The organism is Cognatundibacterium griseum (genome assembly GCF_014284195.1).
In the GTDB taxonomy this organism is placed as follows: Bacteria; Pseudomonadota; Gammaproteobacteria; order Burkholderiales; family Burkholderiaceae_D; genus Undibacterium; species Undibacterium griseum.
Window position 1 is genome coordinate 600,018 of the sequence record NZ_JACOGC010000001.1, and the last position, 16,559, is coordinate 616,576.

The window sequence follows — 16,559 nt, forward strand, 5'->3', positions numbered from 1 at the left end:
TGAAAAATCCGTTCAAACCAGTTGAATGCTGCCCGCGCATTTTTTATCTGTAGCTGATTTGATGCAGATCAAACTCACAGTATAGTCCGCGCCATGCGCGATTAAATTTCAAAATAAGCCAATGATGATTTAATTTGAGCAATAATATTGCGTGTAATTTTAAATTTAAGGTGGATTATGGCTTCAGTTGTATTGGATAAAATCGACCGGAAGATACTCGCGATCCTGCAGGCAGACGGGCGACTGACGAATCAGGAAATTGCGGAACGGATCAGCCTCTCGCCCTCGCCCTGCCTGCGCCGCATCAAACGGCTGGAAGAAACTGGCGTGATCCGTCAGTATGTCGCTTTGCTCGAACCGGCAAAAATCGGACTGGGCCTGCTGGCTTACGTTAATGTCCGGCTGGAAAAGCACAGTGATCAGCCTGGGAAGGTAGGATCGGGGGTATCGCGCTCTCCGCGGGAAGATTTTTCGGCGTCTGTCGGACAATGGCCGGAAGTCATGGCCTGTTATGCAATGACCGGGGAAATGGATTACCTGCTTCGGGTGCATGTGGAAGATATGGATCATTTCTCCCGGTTCATGATGGAAACGCTGTTGCGTCACCCGGCAGTGCTGGATGTCAAATCCAGCTTCGCTTTACAGCAGATCAAGGACACCACGGCATTACCCGTGCTGGGAATAGCTTAGCTCTGGTGCAGTTTATTTGTTTTTGCCGATATCACTCACGCCGGGCAAATGCCTGAGCCATTTGGCTGCCGCCCGGGCATTGGCTTTGATGGTGTAGTCGATTGCCGCGACCTGTTCCTGGACGGCTTCTCTCAGGACGCTGACCGCATCGGCAGGAAGCAGCTTCAGGTAAGCATCCGCTTCGCCGTATTCGCGGTGAATTTCCATGCCTGCTTTTTTTGCGATATGGATCATGGTCTGGTTGGAGGACAGACAGTGCATGTACAGGGTGTCGACATCGGCATTGCGGCAATGGATTGCGCCGCGTTCAAACAGTTTGGCGCCCACACCTTTGCCGCGGGCATCTTTGGAAACTGACACACCGAATTCTGCCACCGTATCCTTGTCGGTGGCTTCATCTTTTTCGCTGCGGGGCGCAAAAGCCAGATGTCCGACGCCGACCAGGCGGAAATGATGACTCATGACGCCGAACACCTTATCGCGGGAGAAGTCGAGGCCTTCCACGTATTTCTCTATCATGGCATCCGGCAAATAGGTGCCGAAACGCAATAAACGGTCACTTTCTTCCAGCGCAAGGAAGTGCCTCAGTATCCTGTGCCGGTCTTTTTCTGACAATTCTTTGACGTAAACCGTCGGCTTGGCAGGCGAATGGGAGTTGAAACTGGTCGGAAAGATATCGGCAGGATTCATGATGTGTCCTTACTGCAAGTAAATTGGTGCAGTGCACAATCGCATTGTAGGCGATGTTAGCCGATTATTCCAGAAAACATTCCCTCTGTGATGAGATCAGTCTGCTTTCATTTGTTGCGCCGCAAGAATCCTGGCTTCCCTGATGGCTTCAGGAATTCGTTGCGGACGGTCCTGATACTGGCGGGCGATTGCTCCGGCATCGATATGTTGCATTGCAGTCAGGATTTGTTTCAGATACGCCGCTTGCGGGAAACGGATATGATCCAGTCCGCTGCGCCCAAAGCAATCGCATTCTGTCGCCGTCAGCATATCCAGAAAGCGCTGGGGTTTGCGGAATGCGTCATTCCGGCTCAGCAGATCGACCAGCGTTGATGCCCGCATCTCGAGTGCCTTGCCGATATTGCCGTGATCGCGTGCGGTCATGTAGGCCAGATCGCGGCATTCTGACGGCGCTTTCAGGCGCAGGCAGACCTGATTCACCAGTCTGGCGCTGTGTTCTTCATGGCCATGATGCGCCGGCCACAGGGCAGAGGGCGTAACACCCTTACCGAGGTCATGCAGCAGGGCGGCAAACCGGATTGGCAGGGAGTAAGCTTGCGCAGCCGCGTAGTCAATGGCGAGCATCACATGAATACCGGTATCGATTTCCGGATGATATTTCGCTGGCTGGGGTACTCCCCACAGGGCATCCAGCTCGGGCAGGATGCGTCGCAGAGCACCACATTCACGCAAGACTTCAAACATGCGTGACGGTTTGATTTCCATCAGGCCGCGCGACAGTTCCTGCCAGATCCGTTCCGGCACCAGCGCATCCACTTCGCCAGCTTCGACCATTTCCTGCATCAGACGCATGGTTTCCGGTGCGACCGAAAACGCATGCGGTTCAACGGAAAAGCGGGCGGCAAAGCGCGCCACGCGCAGTATCCGCACCGGGTCTTCGGCAAAGGCTGGCGAAACGTGGCGAAACAGGCGTTGCTGCAAGTCGGCCTGACCGCCGAACGGATCAGTCAGAACACCATTCTGATCCTGGGCGATTGCGTTGACCGTCAGATCGCGCCGGATCAGATCCTGCTCAAGCGTGACGTGTGGATCGGTGTGGAAAACAAAGCCTTTATAGCCTGTGGCTGTTTTTCTTTCGGTGCGGGCAAGAGCGTATTCTTCATGTGTTTTGGGGTGCAGGAATACCGGAAAATCTTTGCCGACCGGCAGGAAGCCCTGTGCCAGCATTTGCTCCGGCGAGCTGCCGACGACGACATAATCCTTGTCCTGTACCGGTAATCCCAGCAGGGAATCCCTGACTGCACCGCCGACGACATAGGTGCAGCTCATCGTCAGCCTTCAGAACGTGCATCATGCCATGGCACACTTTCGGTTTCTGCATTAGCCTCCTGCATCCATTGCGCGACGGCAGGATGAGCGCAGACGCGGTCTGCATAGGCTTGCAGCGCCGGTGCCAGGGAAACGCCGTAGGTGCGGAAACGCATGACAACCGGTGCAAAGTAGGCATCAGCAATCGAGAAATCACCAAATAAAAATGCATTCGGTCCAAAACGGGCCAGGCAGTCTTCCCAGATTTCGCTGATGCGGCCAATGTCTGCCTGGGCGCCCAGTGTCCTGCCTTTTCCATGCAGTTCAGCGCGGATATTCATCGGCATATCAAAGCGTAAGGAGGAGAAGCCGGAGTGCATCTCCGCACAGATGCTGCGTGCATGGGCGCGGGCTGCAATGTCTTCCGGCCACAGATTCAGGATCGAGAACTGGTCTGCCAGAAATTCGCAGATGGCCATAGAATCCCAGACCGTAATGTCGTCAGCAACCAGAATGGGTACTTTGCCGGCTGCGGAGTAGGCGCTAATTCTGGAGGTGGTATCTGGCTGCCCTAAGGGGATGCGGACTTCTTCAAACGGAATGCCGAATGCCTTCATGACAACCCACGGACGCATAGACCAGGAGGAGTAATTTTTATTTCCGATGACCAGCAACAGATGCGAGCGGTGCTCGCGTAACAATGCGGCGAGTGCAGGGTGAATTTCAGTATCTTGCATTGGTGTTCGATTCGTCAGGTATTTCGGCATCACTGGCGGACATGCCTTTCGGTACGACCGTACCCAGACGGGCTTTCAGTGACTGTGGTTTTTTCTCAAACAACGCGGCGTAATAAGTCGCGTTCGACAGGACGTTTTTTACATAATTGCGCGTCTCATTGAATGGGATGGTTTCTGTAAAAATGGCGCCTTCCACGGGATGCGTCAGTTTGGCGCGCCAGGCACGCGGCCGTCCCGGTCCGGCATTATAGGCGGCGGATGCCAGAGCCTGCGAACCACCCAGGTCGGTCAGCACCATGTTCAGATAGTTGGTGCCGAGCGCGATATTGGTTTCGACGTCATTGACCTGTTCCGGAACAAAATTTCCCAGTCCCATTTTTTTTGCCACGTAACGCGCGGTCGCAGGCATGATCTGCATCAGCCCCGATGCGCCGACATGCGATCTGGCGGTCATGATAAAGCGGGATTCCTGACGGATGAGGCCATATACCCATGCCATATCGAGCCCTAATGCCTGCGTGGTCTTGTACATGCTGTCATTAAACGGTGTCGGAAAACGCTGACTGAAATCCATTTCTTCCCGGGTGCGGTCGGAGGTATTCACCATGCGGTCGAGCAGATTGTTTTTGCGAGCCAGTTCAGCAGCCACAATATGCTGACGTTCGTTCATTTTGCGCAATTCCCAATTCCATTCGCGGGTGCCTTCCAGCCGCAGATTCATCGCGTAAAAACGCAGGGCGCGCTGCAGATTCTGGTTTTTCTCAATAGCAGACAGTTCTTCCGCCGTGACTGGTCTGACCGATACCGGCACACCGATCTTCTGACCATTTTCTTCCAGAGCCAGTTGCCCGTAGAAATGTATCTGATCAGTGATGCTGCTGAAAATCTGCCGGGCTTCTTCGGTTTTTCCATCCGCTTTTAATGCGCGACCATACCAGTATAGCCATGCAGGCTCATTACGCAATCTGGGCGGGAGCTGTGTAATCGCATTCTTTACCAGCTTCCAGTCGCCTTCACGCAAGGCGGTTCTGATCCGCCATTGCAGTGCTTCACTGGAGAGCGTGGCATTGCCGGTGCGGGTCCAGTAACCGAGCGCATCAGGCTCCAGTTTGAGGGCGGACTGGAGCGCAATCAGCGCCCAGGCATTGGCGCGCTCACTGTCATTCAGGCGTGCACCGAAGCGAGACAGTTTTTCCGCCGCATCCTCTGTGTCGGTTCTAGCCATGCGTCCCAATGCCAGCACATATAATTCCCTGGCCGTGCGCGCATTGTCCGGTCCTTTTTTCAGCAAGCGTGCAGGTTTGTCGAATGCTTCGGTCAGGCGCTTTTCATTTAGATCCAGCAATTTTCCTAAACGCAATGCCAGCGGCAGGGAATTATTTTCTGCTGCCATGCGCATTTGTGCCCATAAATCGTCCTGGTTCAATTGCTTGTTGGCATACAAATAACTGACAAGCGCATAGCATCCTTCGCCATAATCGCGCGGTGTATTCAGCAGATTTTTGGCGTCACTGGCGACGTTCTGCTGACGGCTTGCTTTGGACAGCAGGGCGTAGCAGCGCAACTGATTGTCGTCGGCCACCACAAACAACGGATATTGCTGATCGAACAGATCCCACTCGCCGCGTTTCGCTAACAGCAGCAGCCAGTCGTTACGCATTCTGTCGGCAATGGCGCTGCCGTCGTAGCGGCTGATAAAGTCGCGGATTTCGGTATTGGAAGCCCGGTACAGATGTGAGCGGATGCGGTAATAATCGACGTAGGATGGGATATCGTAATTCGCCAGTGCTGCCGCGTGTTGTTCTGCATTCGCCGGATCATCGTGCAAACCGGCATCGCGCAAGGCCATGAAGCGGTCATCGTCCGTGATGAATCCCTTTTTAGGTGTAGCAGCGGCTGCGCCTGACAGTATGCCAAAACCTGCTAAGATCACCAGGCTAAGACTGATTAAGTTTTTTTTCAGAAACATCTTTGCATCGTTATCAGAAACTATAGCTGACAGTATGACACAGCCACCTCCTACCGAACACCTGCCAGTGATGCAAGCCTCAGGTGAACGCAACGCCTTGCGCCGGCGGCTCCTGCAGCAGAGGCTTCAGACCGCCCCTTCGTTACGGCAACAATGGGATGCTGTGCTGATGCAACAACTGCTGGACTGGTGCCATCAACAGCAGCCATCCAGTCTGGCGGTTTATTGGCCGATTCAGGCTGAACCTGATTTACGTGCCTGTTATCCGCAGCTGGTGTCGATGGGGATATCGCTGGCACTACCCTGGGTGGTGCAGGCGGATGCACCATTGCAGTTCCTGGCCTGGCAGCCCGGTGATGCGATGGAAGCAGACAGATACGGCATTCCATTACCGGCACAGCGCACGCATTTGCTGATGCCAGAGGTCGTGCTGGTGCCTTGCGTCGGTTTTAATGCAGATGCTTACCGGCTCGGATATGGCGGTGGATTTTATGACCGTACGCTGGCAGCGTTTCCTTCGATCCGGGCACTGGGCGTGGCTTATCGCTGTGCGCAGGCGGATTTTTTGCCCGGGGAGCATGATATCCCGATGCAATGGATGCTGACGGAAGATCAGGCTGATGCCTGTACTGGTGGCCATCAGTCCTGATTTGTCGGGCTGCCAATGCGGCCGGATACTGGTGTATCAGATTTTGTCTGCTGCCACCGGTATCCTGCGGCGATGTTGATCGTTCCGGCTGCCTTAACCGTTTGAAGAGCCTCAGTAACCGATTGCCTTGCCATCCGGATTTCTCGGGTCGGAAAAACCGTCGAAGCCCTCGGCTGAGATTTGTATGGTCTGGGTTTTTCCCATGACCGGGCTGGCAACCAGATGTTGCCCTTTTTGCTCCAGTATGCGCAGGGTGTCGGCGCTGATTCCCTTTTCGTAACGCAGCTGATCTGGCATCCATTGCTGATGGACGCGTGGCGTCAGTGCGGCTTCAGCGACATTCATGCCATGGTCGATGACGTTCAGAATGGTTTGCAGGGTGGTGGTGATAATCCGGCTGCCGCCCGGACTACCTGTCACCAGAAAAGGTTTGCCTTGTTTCAGCACGATGGTGGGCGACATCGAACTTAAAGGCCGTTTCCCGGCGCGGACGGAGTTGGCTTCCCCGCCGACCAGGCCGAAGGCATTGGGAACACCTGCCTTGACCGAAAAATCATCCATTTCATTATTCAGCAAAATGCCGGTACCGCTGGCGACAATCCCGCTGCCGAAATTCAGATTCAGGGTGTAAGTCGTTGCCACGACGTTGCCTTTCTGGTCCGCCACGCTGTAGTGCGTGGTCTGATCGCTTTCGTATGGTTGCGGTTTGCCGGGACGTATTGCCGCCGATGGCGTGGCATGGTCGGGATTGATTGTCTGAATCAGCTGGCCGGCATAAGCTTTGGAGGTCAGCCCCCTGAGCGGTACCTGATAAAAAGCAGGGTCTCCCAGATATTCGGAACGGTCTGCATAAGCGAGTTTCATCACTTCGCTCATCTGGTGCAGGGTTTGCGCACTGTTGACACCCTGTTCACGCAGCGGATAGTGTTCCAGCATGTTGAGCATCTGAATGATATGCACACCGCCGGAACTGGGGGGCGGCATGGAGATGACTTCGTAGCCGCGGTAGCTTCCGCGAACAGGCTGGCGCTCAATGGCTTTGTAGTCTTTCAGATCCTGTAAAGAGATCATGCCGTGGTGCTGCTGCATTTCTGCCGCGATTTTCTGCGCAATCTCACCCTGGTAGAAGGCTTTGCTCCCCTGTGTTGCGATCAGCCGCAGGGAATGTGCCAGATCTTTTTGTATCAGCCTGTCACCGCTGAGCAATGGCTGCCCGTTTTTAAAAAAAATCGCCCTGCTTGATGGCCACTGTCCCAGATGTTTTTGCTCCGTCTGCAGCATCGCCGCCAGATGCGGGCTGACCTCGAATCCCTGCTCGGCATAACGGATTGCCGGTGCCATCACGTCTTTCAACGGCAGTGTGCCGTATTTGCGCAGCGCCAGCTCCAGGCCAGCGACTGTGCCGGGAATGCCAATTGCCAGATGACTGAAGGTCGAGCTGTCTGGAATGACATTGCCGCCTGCATCGAGATACATATCCCGGTGTGCCCGGGCTGGTGCGCTTTCGCGGAAATCGAGTGCAATATCCTGACCTGATCCTGCATCGTGAATCAACATGAAACCGCCGCCGCCGATATTGCCGGCATTGGGTAAGACCACGGCAAGCGCAAAGCCGGTGGCAACGGCCGCATCCACCGCATTGCCGCCCCGTTGCAGCATCGCCAGTCCGGCTTCGCTTGCCAGTGCGTGTTCGCTGGAAACCATGCCGTGCTGACTGTGAACCGGACTGATGATGGGATCACTGGTGTCGTACTGGATATTCGGTGCAATCTGCGCCTGTACTGATGGGGTGCCGAATGTCAGGGCGCACAACACGGTCATCAGCAGGGGATGTTTGTTTTTCAGCAGCATGAGTTCTCCGATGTGGCGTCAATTCCGCATTGTAATCAATCTCATCATGCAAGGTGTTTTCTGAAAAACAAAAAGCCATCCCGGAGGATGGCTTTTGATGACTGACCCGGAGAGCCTGAACGTGAGGCTCAGGCGCTCAGGCAGTACCGGTGCAATTATTTTGCTTCAGCTTGCGCTTCGGCAGCAGTTGCACCTGCTGGAACAACGGCGATTGCCACTGTTGCGTCATCACCGTGCACAACAGCTGTCACGCCTTTTGGCAATGGCAGCTGAGATACGTGGATAGACTGACCAGCTTCCAGTGTGGACAGGTCAACTTCAACGAACTCAGGCAGGTCTGCTGGCAGGCAGGATACGTCCAGTTCAACAGCAACGTGGCTGATGACGGCGGATGCCAGTTTGACTGCAGGAGAAACGTCAGCGTTTACGAAGTGCAGAGGCACTTTAACGTGAATCTTCTTGTTTGGATCAACGCGCTGGAAATCAGCATGCAGAACCAGTTGCTTGTAAGCGTGAACCTGGAAGTCGCGCAGCAGGACTTTCTCAGATTTGCCATCTACTTCCAGATCAAGAATGGAAGAGTGGAATGCTTCTTTTTTCAATGCATGGTACAGCGCATTGTGATCCAGGCTGATCGCTACCGGGGCTTCTGTGCCGCCGTAGATGATGCCAGGTGTCTGGCCAGCATTGCGCAGGCGGCGGCTCGCTCCGGTCCCCTGTTCTTTGCGTGCAAATGCGATAACTTTCATGGTGTTACTCCAAAAAATGCAAGAATGAACTTGCGGTTTTGCACCCCCGCGACCAGGGGCACATCAAAAGTCTCCCGGTGATTTACCGGAGGACGGAAAACTTGCCGTTCAATCAGTCAGTGAACAAAGACATCACGGATTCACCCTTGGTGATCCGGCGGAAGGTCTCAGCCAGCAGGCTGTCACAGGACAGTTGACGGATTTTGCTACATGCTTTGGCGGCATCAGACAGCGGGATGGTGTCGGTTACGACCAGTTCATCCAGCGGCGACTGGGAAATGCGCTGAATGGCCGGGCCGGACAAAACCGGGTGCGTACAATAAGCCAGCACTTTTTTGGCGCCACGCTCTTTCAGCACTTCAGCGGCTTTCGTCAGCGTACCGGCAGTATCGACCATGTCATCCATGATCACGCAGTTACGGCCATCGACTTCACCGATGATGTTCATGACTTCCGACACGTTGGCTTTCGGGCGGCGCTTATCAATGATGGCCAGATCACAGCCCAGACGTTTGGCCAGCGCACGTGCGCGCACCACACCGCCGACGTCAGGAGAGACAACCAGCAGATCTTCGTAATTTTTAGAAACCAGATCACCCAGCAGGATCGGTGATGCGTAAATATTATCAACCGGAATATCAAAGAAACCCTGAATCTGATCGGCGTGCAGATCCATGATCAGCACGCGGTCAACACCGGCTTCTTCCAGCATATTGGCGACGACTTTGGCTGAAATCGCAACGCGGGCTGAACGCGGGCGACGGTCCTGGCGGGCATAACCAAAATAGGGGATGGCAGCGGTAATGCGGCCGGCAGAGGCACGTTTCAGCGCATCGACCATCAGCATGATTTCCATCAGATTGTCATTGGTCGGAGCGCAGGTGGATTGCAGCACGAAAATATCTTTGCCGCGGACGTTTTCATTGATCTCGACAGCGACTTCGCCGTCAGAAAATTTCGAGACGTCTGCTTTGCCGAGCGGTATCCCCAATTGTTTGACCACTCCGGCTGCCAATGCAGGGTTTGCATTGCCAGTGAAGACCATCATGTTGTCATTGACGCGCGCGTTTGCCATGGCGGAACCTATCGGCTGAATTTTTTGGAAGATCTGATCATTTTGCATAGACTTTTTGCAAAAAAATCAAAGACAAAAACTGAAAAGCCGCCGCACTGTCATGCGGCGGCTTTAAATTTAATGGCAGGGGAAGAAGGATTCGAACCTTCGCATGCCGGAATCAAAATCCGGTGCCTTAACCAGCTTGGCGATTCCCCTACACAACCGTTTATCTGCTGCTCAGAATAGGGCGCTATTTTAGCGCTAAACTGTCAGCAAACCAAATTTTCCTTCTGCAGTAATTCTGTCATCGGATGACGAATTAAACTTTTTGCCTTCCATGCAGCCCAGCGATCAGGTATCTGCCTGATTACCCGTGAAGCGCTGGCTTCATCCGGGAATGCGCAGAATACGCAGGATCCTGAACCGGTCATCTTCGCGTTTCCAAACTGAGACAGCCACCGTATGGCGTTTTCAACTTCTGGAAAGAGTGCGCAGGCAACTGTTTGCAGATCATTTTTCCAGTGCATTTCTGCGTTGCTGGAAAAGTCCGCTATTCTGACGGGCTTGGTGTCTCTTGTCAACTCTTTTGCGGAAAATATTGCCGGTGTCGGGATGTGCACACCGGGTTCGATCACGACAAACCAGCATTCCGGCGTTTGAATGGCCTGCAGTTTTTCGCCCACGCCTTCGGCAAAAGCATTTTCACCGAAGATGAAAAAAGGGACGTCAGCACCCAGCTGCAGGCCGAGTTCCATGAGTTGCTGGCGGCTCAGGCCAGTGTGCCAAAGATGATTCAGTGCCATGAGGGTCGTGGCAGCATCCGAGGAGCCGCCGCCCAGACCACCGCCCATCGGTAATATTTTATGCAAGGTCAGATTGGCACCGGACGGGCACCCAGTTGCCTGCTGCAGTAACTGTGCCGCCCTGACAATCAAATCGCTTGCGGCGGGAACGCCGGGAATGTCATTGGAACGCACGATCTTTCCATCGGTGCGGATTTCAACATCAAGCATGTCTGAGCGGTCTATCAGTTGGAACGCAGTCTGGAGCAGGTGATAACCATCTGCGCGTCTTCCTGTGACGTGTAAAAACAGATTCAGCTTGGCTGGCGCCGGGCAGTGCATCAATGTGGAGCTCATGGATTCTGAAGCGGGTCAAGATACGGTTCAAGGTAAATGCTCAGGCTGACTTCACCGGCGGTCTGGCTGTAGCGGCTCAGATCAATGCGTTTGGGCTGAACGGGGCTCTGGTGCCAGCTGGCGTAGCGGATTTTCCAGCCATCGGCTTCCAGTGTCTGGTCTGCCGGCAGCAAGGCGAGCGGGTGACCATCCTTGGTCCGGACAAAGCCTTGCAGCCAGTCGCGCAGGCCGGATACCGGCAATGGCCAGTGCAGCGTATCGCTGATCAGCTGATCCAGATTATTCGCCTGGTGCGGCATTTTCCCTTCCTGTTCCAGCATTGCGCCCTGTGCGTTCTGTGTAATTCTCGCCAGCGTCTGACCCAGAGGAGAAGAGAGCAATATCTGTAAGCGGTCGTCCTGTTGATCCCATTCAAAATTTCCGGTCAGATTTTGCGGCTTACCATTCTGTTCATAGCGGACCGATATCTTGCCGCTGAGCTGAATTTGGTTCTGATACAGCCGCGCCGGTGTTTCCGGGGCGCTGACACCGGAAGCAGCGTGCGTCGCCGGTGTTTGTAAGGCGGTTGTGGTGGTGCAGCCGCTGCCGAGGACGGCACAGCAGTAAAGTGCAAGCGAGCTGGCGATCTGCGGCAGGGGAAGGGATCTGAACATGATGCGTCGTGGCTTCTGATGAGCGGAAAAACGGTGGGCACGATATTCCCGGACAGATACGGCATCCGGGAGCATGCGTTTTACAGTCTGACGTTCAGGCGTTCCAGGGTGCTTTTCAGAGAGCTGTTGCCGGGATCTTTGGCCCGCCCTTCGCGCCAGATTTTACGTGCGGCGTCTTTGTGTCCCATGGTCCACAGCAGTTCGCCGTAATGCGCTGCAATGTCTGCGTCCGGGCGCAGTTCGTAGGCGTGACGCAGCGCTTTTTCGGCCTCCTCAAATTGCTTCATGCGGAATTTGACCCAGCCCAGGCTGTCAAGAATAAACGGATCATCCGGTGCCAGCTGATCAGCCTTCGTGATTAAAGTCAGTGCTTCCTCCAGCTGTATATTCCGGTCTGCGAAAGAATAACCCAGAGCATTGTAGGCATGCTGGCTGTTGGGCGCGAGCGTGATAATGCGCCGTAATGCGATTTCCATCTCGGCGTACTGGTTCTGAGACTCCAGCAGCATCGCGTAGTCATACAGCAGATCGGCATTATCCGGATGCGCTTTATTTCCGTCCTGCAGAACCTGCAATGCCTGTTCCGGCTGCCCGTTATCGCGCAGGATTTGCGCCTCGGTCTGGATGACCTGTAATTGCTCGCTCTCATTGGCGGGTTTTAAGTTCTTCAGAAACTGCAGACCCTCCGCCAGTTTCCCCATTTTTGCGTACAGGTGGGCGCGCCGCATCTGCACATTGAACCAGGAAGGATTGCGTCCATCCTGAGACTCCACTTTGGCCAGCCAGTCTTGTGCTGCCTGATAATCCTTGCGCTCAAAGGCGATGCGGGACAGGTTCAGCAGAACAGGCGTGGTATCCGGTTCTTCGGATTTTTCTGCAGAAATTTTCAGATGCCGTATGAAATAGTCTTCTGCCTCCTGCCATTTGTTTCTTTCCATCGCCAGCACACCAAGGGTATACAGCGTGCTCAGGTCTTCCGGCTTTTCCTTGAGCAGATGCTCAAATTCTGCGGTGGCTTTATCAAACTGTTTCTGATCGATCAGGATGCTGGCATAGGCCAGCCGGACGTCGCGCGCTTTCGGATTTTTCGAGATGAACGCATTCAGCGCCTTCAGTGCTTCCGGCTGGGAGGATGCCTGGGCAATGGTCAGAATCGCGAGCTGGGAATCGCTCTGGGCCGTCAGAACCTGCTGCGCTTCTTTGACCGCACGCGGATTATCCCCTTTGCTGTAGGCGCCCTGGGCCAGCGCCAGATGGGCTTCCGGTAAGGTTTTATACGGTATCAGAATTTCTTCCAACACATCAAAAGCAGCATTTTTATCCCGGGCGCGCGACAGCAGACGCTGCGCCTGCAACATGATCACGCCATATTGTTTGGGTTCGGCTTCGGCGAGTTTTTCCGAAAAGACTTTCTGGATTTCCGCCAGATTATTGTTCATCACCATGAAACCGAGGTAATACTGGGTGGCCTCATTGGAATGCGGTGCCAGTTCGCGCCACAGGCGAATCGCAGACAAGGCTTCACCCGGCTGCTTCACACTCAGGGCAATTTCCGCCGAGCGTTTGGCAAGCCGCGGGTCGCCGGTTTTCTGGGCGGTGCTCATCAGGGTGACGTAGGCTGCCTGCCAGCTGCCGCGCTGATAGGCAATTTCGGCTGTCAGAATTTTATAAAATAATTCATCGGTCAGCACTACCGAAGGCAGCTTGTCACGGCTGTCGATGATCGGGGATGACTGACCGTTCAGATCTTTTTCTGCCGACAAGGCCGCCTGAGCCGCATCTCTGGCATGATGTGCGTCTTCCGATTGCAGCGTATGCCCGCCACCCAGCCCGGCACAGGCCGACAGCAGAGCAGCTCCGCCAAGCAGAATGGCCGGGCGGAATGCAGATACGAGTGCAGATACAATAGACGAAGTAAAAACAGTGGCAGAAAAAGTTTTCAAGACAGATCCGTATGAACAAGGGATGATTGATTTTACGCTGAACTGGGTGAAACGTGGGATACCGGCGCAGTGTCCCGTGTGTCAAATTGTATGGTGTCAGGGCACAGGCCGTCCGGCTCCGGTGTTTTTTTCCGATATGTCATCAACCTTGACTATGACTGTGTCCCTGCTGTTTTTATCCCTGAACCGAATGATTTATTTTTCCGTCTGAGCTGACCATGCCTGAATTACCCGAAGTTGAAGTTACGCGGCGCGGCGTTGAGCCTCACCTGACCGGACAGCGTGTGACCGACGTGATCATGCGCCGGGAAGGATTGCGCTGGCCTTTTCCGCCGAATCTGCCTGCGCTGTTGCGCGGGCAGCTTGTACAGTCAGCCGGGCGGCGGGGAAAATACCTGTTGCTGCATTTTGCACATGGCACCGTACTGATTCACTTGGGCATGTCGGGTCATCTGCGCGTGCTGCCAGCGGCAACTCCGGTGCGCAAGCATGAGCATATCGATATCGTAATGGGTGAGACGGCGCTGCGCATGACGGATCCGCGCCGTTTTGGCGCTGTGCTCTGGCATGATGCCGGTGCGGGCGACGTCGGCGGACATCCGTTGTTGCATAAGTTGGGGGTGGAGCCGCTGGAGCCGGAATTTGACGCCGGTTTGCTGCACCGGCAGACGCGCAAGCGGAGCGCCAGTATCAAACAGATATTGCTGGCGGGAGATATCGTGGTGGGTGTCGGGAATATTTATGCGTCGGAGAGTTTGTTTAAGGCCAGGATTCATCCTGAAACACCGGCCAATAAAATCAGCCTCGCACGTTACCGCTTGCTGGTGCCGGCAATCCGGGACACGCTGGCAGAGGCGATCCGGCAGGGCGGCAGCACGCTGAAAGATTTTACCGGGGTGGATGGACAGACCGGCTACTTCCAGCAAACTTACTTTGTTTATGACCGGGCTGAAGCGCCTTGCCGCCTGTGCGGGCATCCGGTCAGGCAGATCCGGCAGGGACAGCGTAGCACTTTTTATTGCCCGCATTGTCAGAAATAGACCGCATTCCCCTTTAAATCCGTACTGGTTTTGTTGGTCAAAACACATTTTATGCGTATTTTCCTGTTCATCCATATATACTTGAATGAATAAGAAAGATTAACTGAGGGAAATATGAGCAATCTGGTTCAAAAATTCCAAGAGTACAGCGAATGGCGCAAGGGAGTCGCCCGGGCGCTGACGCAATACCGTGCCTGGATAAGCGGATCAGACATGGCTGACCCCACCACTGACCAGCGTCTGGCGCGTCTGCTGGAGCGGCTGGTGGATGACAAATTATCGATTGCTTTTGTCGCTGAATTTTCACGCGGCAAATCAGAACTGATCAACGCCATTTTCTTCGCCGATTATGGCCAGCGCATTCTGCCGTCGTCTGCGGGTCGCACCACGATGTGTCCGACCGAATTATTGTATGACGACACCATTCCGCCATGCATCCGCCTGCTGCCGATCGAAACCCGTTCTGAAGCGCAGTCAACCAGCGAATACAAAGGCCAGAGCCATGTGTGGCAGGTATTGCCTCTCAATATCAGTTCCGGTGATGGCATGTTGGAAGCCTTCAAGCAGGTCAGCCTGACCAAGAAGGTCAGCGTGGAAGTTGCCAAGCAATATGGCTTGTTTGACGAAGAAGATCCGGATGCGGCATTGGAAATCGACGAGGATGGTCTGGTCGAGATTTCACAGTGGCGCCATGCGATTGTGAATTTTCCGCACCCCTTGCTGAAAGAAGGCCTCATCATCGTGGATACCCCGGGACTGAATGCGATCGGTACCGAACCGGAGCTGACGCTGAACCTGATTCCGAACGCGCATGCCGTGCTGTTTATTCTTGCCGCAGATACCGGCGTGACCAAGAGTGATATTGATGTCTGGCGCAACCACATCGGCAGCGGACCGGGCCGCATGGTGGTGCTGAACAAGATCGACAGCATGTGGGATGAATTGCGCACTCCAGAAGAAATCGAACAGCAGCTCGAACGTCAGGTAGCAACGGTGGCGCATACGCTGGCGATCGATGCAAAACAGATTTTTCCGGTTTCTGCGCAAAAAGGCCTGGTTGCGAAAATTAACAAGGATGCGCCATTGCTGGCACGTAGCCGTCTGCCGCCGCTGGAGTATTCACTGTCGCGGGAACTGATTCCGGCCAAGCAGGATATCATCCGCGCGCAGCTCGAATCCGAGGTTCACGAAGTCACGACCGCCCAGCATGCAGTGATGTCGGCGCGCAGCCGGAATGTGGTTGAGCAGTTGCTGGAGCTCAAAAGCCTGCGCGGAAAAAATATGAATGTGATCGAACACATGATGAAGCGTGTCGATGCAGAGAAAAAAGAATTTGATGCCAGCCTGATCCGGATGCAGGGCACGCGGGCCGTATTTACCCGCCTGTCGATGGAGGTGTATACCAGTCTTGGCATGGATATTTTGCGCGAAGAAATCCGCAAGACACGTGAGTCGATGGAAAAGAGTTACCTGTCTTTGGGCTTGCTCGATTCGATCAAGCATTTCTTTGCCCAGGTCAGACTGAATTTGCTGACATCGAATCAAAAAACCGATGAGATTTCTGAAATGATGGTGGTGATGTACCGGAAATTTTCTACCGAACATGGACTGGCGTTGTCGGCACCGATGCCTTTCTCGCTGGAGAAATACATCAAGGAGCTCGATACGATCGAGACTGTTTATCACAAACAGTTTAATGCGGCGACCATGATGACGAATACCCGGGTTGCTCTCATGCGTAAATTTTTTGATTCCGTTGCGGCGCGGGTCAAGCAGAATTTTTTACAGGCAAACAAAGATGTCGAAGCCTGGCAGAAAGTGGTGATGACTCCTCTGGAAGCACAGATACGCGAGCACAAAAATCAGCTGAAAAACCGGATGCAGTCGATACAGCGGATTCACGTGGCAACCGATAGTCTGGAAGATAAAATTGCCTCCTTCGAGGCGATGCAGACAGAAGTCGAAGCGCAGAAACAGGCATTGCAGCAGCTGGAGCAGCAGCTTCACAGCGCACTGCATGCGGATTTGTCTGCCTTGAAAGCCGCCGCCTGAACCAATGGCGACGCACTGGCTGTAACCCACTG

14 protein-coding genes and 1 tRNA gene are annotated in these 16,559 nt (G+C 54.3%); 4 read left to right on the plus strand and 11 right to left on the minus strand.

Annotated elements, in window-relative coordinates:
* The first annotated feature begins 177 nt into the window (after positions 1 to 177).
* Positions 178 to 690 carry an Lrp/AsnC family transcriptional regulator gene (locus tag H8K27_RS02685; protein ID WP_186861650.1) on the plus strand — a complete coding sequence of 171 codons (513 nt, stop codon included), beginning with the start codon at positions 178 to 180 and terminating at the stop codon, positions 688 to 690.
* A 12-nt stretch (positions 691 to 702) separates the two neighbouring features.
* Here H8K27_RS02685 and H8K27_RS02690 read toward each other — a convergent pair whose 3' ends face one another.
* From H8K27_RS02690 to H8K27_RS02705, 4 genes are all read right to left on the minus strand, one after another.
* Positions 703 to 1,380 carry a GNAT family N-acetyltransferase gene (locus tag H8K27_RS02690; protein WP_186861651.1) on the minus strand — a complete coding sequence of 226 codons (678 nt, stop codon included), beginning with the start codon at positions 1,378 to 1,380 and terminating at the stop codon, positions 703 to 705.
* A gap of 96 nt (positions 1,381 to 1,476) precedes the next feature.
* The gene (locus H8K27_RS02695) at positions 1,477 to 2,709 is read right to left on the minus strand and encodes a multifunctional CCA addition/repair protein (RefSeq protein WP_186861652.1); all 1,233 of its coding nucleotides are present in this window, start codon (positions 2,707 to 2,709) and stop codon (positions 1,477 to 1,479) included.
* 2 nt (positions 2,710 to 2,711) lie between these two features.
* Complete coding sequence (locus H8K27_RS02700; RefSeq protein ID WP_186861653.1) at positions 2,712 to 3,425, minus strand: glutathione S-transferase family protein; 714 nt, start codon at positions 3,423 to 3,425, stop codon at positions 2,712 to 2,714.
* Positions 3,412 to 5,394: a lytic transglycosylase domain-containing protein gene (locus H8K27_RS02705; protein WP_186861654.1), complete on the minus strand. Its 1,983-nt coding sequence runs from the start codon at positions 5,392 to 5,394 to the stop codon at positions 3,412 to 3,414. The genes H8K27_RS02700 and H8K27_RS02705 overlap by 14 nt, the downstream gene beginning before the upstream one ends.
* Before the next feature lie 34 nt (positions 5,395 to 5,428).
* Between H8K27_RS02705 and H8K27_RS02710 the strand changes: the two genes are divergently transcribed.
* Positions 5,429 to 6,043, plus strand: coding sequence for a 5-formyltetrahydrofolate cyclo-ligase (locus tag H8K27_RS02710; protein WP_230418838.1), 615 nt, complete (start codon positions 5,429 to 5,431; stop codon positions 6,041 to 6,043).
* A 111-nt stretch (positions 6,044 to 6,154) separates the two neighbouring features.
* Here H8K27_RS02710 and ggt read toward each other — a convergent pair whose 3' ends face one another.
* The 7 genes from ggt to H8K27_RS02745 form a co-directional block, all read right to left on the minus strand.
* Entirely contained in the window at positions 6,155 to 7,894 is a 1,740-nt protein-coding gene (gene ggt, locus H8K27_RS02715; RefSeq protein WP_186861655.1) for a gamma-glutamyltransferase, read from the minus strand.
* Positions 7,895 to 8,049: 155 nt separating this feature from the next.
* Positions 8,050 to 8,643 (minus strand): 50S ribosomal protein L25/general stress protein Ctc, encoded by a 594-nt coding sequence (locus H8K27_RS02720; protein WP_186861656.1) that lies wholly within the window; start codon positions 8,641 to 8,643, stop codon positions 8,050 to 8,052.
* Positions 8,644 to 8,755: 112 nt separating this feature from the next.
* On the minus strand, positions 8,756 to 9,718 hold the full coding sequence (locus tag H8K27_RS02725; RefSeq protein WP_186861657.1) for a ribose-phosphate pyrophosphokinase: 963 nt from the start codon (positions 9,716 to 9,718) through the stop codon (positions 8,756 to 8,758).
* 121 nt (positions 9,719 to 9,839) lie between these two features.
* Positions 9,840 to 9,916, minus strand: a tRNA-Gln gene (locus H8K27_RS02730).
* Positions 9,917 to 9,969: 53 nt separating this feature from the next.
* On the minus strand, positions 9,970 to 10,839 hold the full coding sequence (gene ispE, locus H8K27_RS02735) for a 4-(cytidine 5'-diphospho)-2-C-methyl-D-erythritol kinase (protein WP_186861658.1): 870 nt from the start codon (positions 10,837 to 10,839) through the stop codon (positions 9,970 to 9,972).
* Positions 10,836 to 11,492 (minus strand): lipoprotein insertase outer membrane protein LolB, encoded by a 657-nt coding sequence (gene lolB / locus H8K27_RS02740; RefSeq protein ID WP_186861659.1) that lies wholly within the window; start codon positions 11,490 to 11,492, stop codon positions 10,836 to 10,838. Before lolB ends, ispE begins: the two co-directional genes overlap by 4 nt.
* A gap of 80 nt (positions 11,493 to 11,572) precedes the next feature.
* Positions 11,573 to 13,435, minus strand: coding sequence for a tetratricopeptide repeat protein (locus tag H8K27_RS02745; protein WP_186861660.1), 1,863 nt, complete (start codon positions 13,433 to 13,435; stop codon positions 11,573 to 11,575).
* 218 nt (positions 13,436 to 13,653) lie between these two features.
* On the opposite strand from H8K27_RS02745, the gene mutM reads away from it, so the two are divergent.
* Complete coding sequence (mutM, locus tag H8K27_RS02750; RefSeq protein WP_186861661.1) at positions 13,654 to 14,475, plus strand: bifunctional DNA-formamidopyrimidine glycosylase/DNA-(apurinic or apyrimidinic site) lyase; 822 nt, start codon at positions 13,654 to 13,656, stop codon at positions 14,473 to 14,475.
* A 114-nt stretch (positions 14,476 to 14,589) separates the two neighbouring features.
* A complete protein-coding gene (locus tag H8K27_RS02755; RefSeq protein WP_186861662.1) occupies positions 14,590 to 16,527 on the plus strand; it encodes a dynamin family protein in 1,938 nt (645 codons plus the stop codon).
* Positions 16,528 to 16,559: the final 32 nt, after the last annotated feature.

Coding starts and splice junctions, on each gene's coding strand:
- H8K27_RS02695 (WP_186861652.1), bottom strand. CDS start 2,709: ATGAGCTGCACCTATGTCGTCGGCGGTGCAGTCAGGGATTCCCTGCTG.
- H8K27_RS02710 (WP_230418838.1), top strand. CDS start 5,429: ATGACACAGCCACCTCCTACCGAACACCTGCCAGTGATGCAAGCCTCA.
- ggt (WP_186861655.1), bottom strand. CDS start 7,894: ATGCTGCTGAAAAACAAACATCCCCTGCTGATGACCGTGTTGTGCGCC.
- lolB (WP_186861659.1), bottom strand. CDS start 11,492: ATGTTCAGATCCCTTCCCCTGCCGCAGATCGCCAGCTCGCTTGCACTT.
- H8K27_RS02700 (WP_186861653.1), bottom strand. CDS start 3,425: ATGCAAGATACTGAAATTCACCCTGCACTCGCCGCATTGTTACGCGAG.
- H8K27_RS02690 (WP_186861651.1), bottom strand. CDS start 1,380: ATGAATCCTGCCGATATCTTTCCGACCAGTTTCAACTCCCATTCGCCT.
- H8K27_RS02685 (WP_186861650.1), top strand. CDS start 178: ATGGCTTCAGTTGTATTGGATAAAATCGACCGGAAGATACTCGCGATC.
- H8K27_RS02755 (WP_186861662.1), top strand. CDS start 14,590: ATGAGCAATCTGGTTCAAAAATTCCAAGAGTACAGCGAATGGCGCAAG.
- H8K27_RS02705 (WP_186861654.1), bottom strand. CDS start 5,394: ATGTTTCTGAAAAAAAACTTAATCAGTCTTAGCCTGGTGATCTTAGCA.
- ispE (WP_186861658.1), bottom strand. CDS start 10,839: ATGAGCTCCACATTGATGCACTGCCCGGCGCCAGCCAAGCTGAATCTG.
- H8K27_RS02725 (WP_186861657.1), bottom strand. CDS start 9,718: ATGGCAAACGCGCGCGTCAATGACAACATGATGGTCTTCACTGGCAAT.
- mutM (WP_186861661.1), top strand. CDS start 13,654: ATGCCTGAATTACCCGAAGTTGAAGTTACGCGGCGCGGCGTTGAGCCT.
- H8K27_RS02720 (WP_186861656.1), bottom strand. CDS start 8,643: ATGAAAGTTATCGCATTTGCACGCAAAGAACAGGGGACCGGAGCGAGC.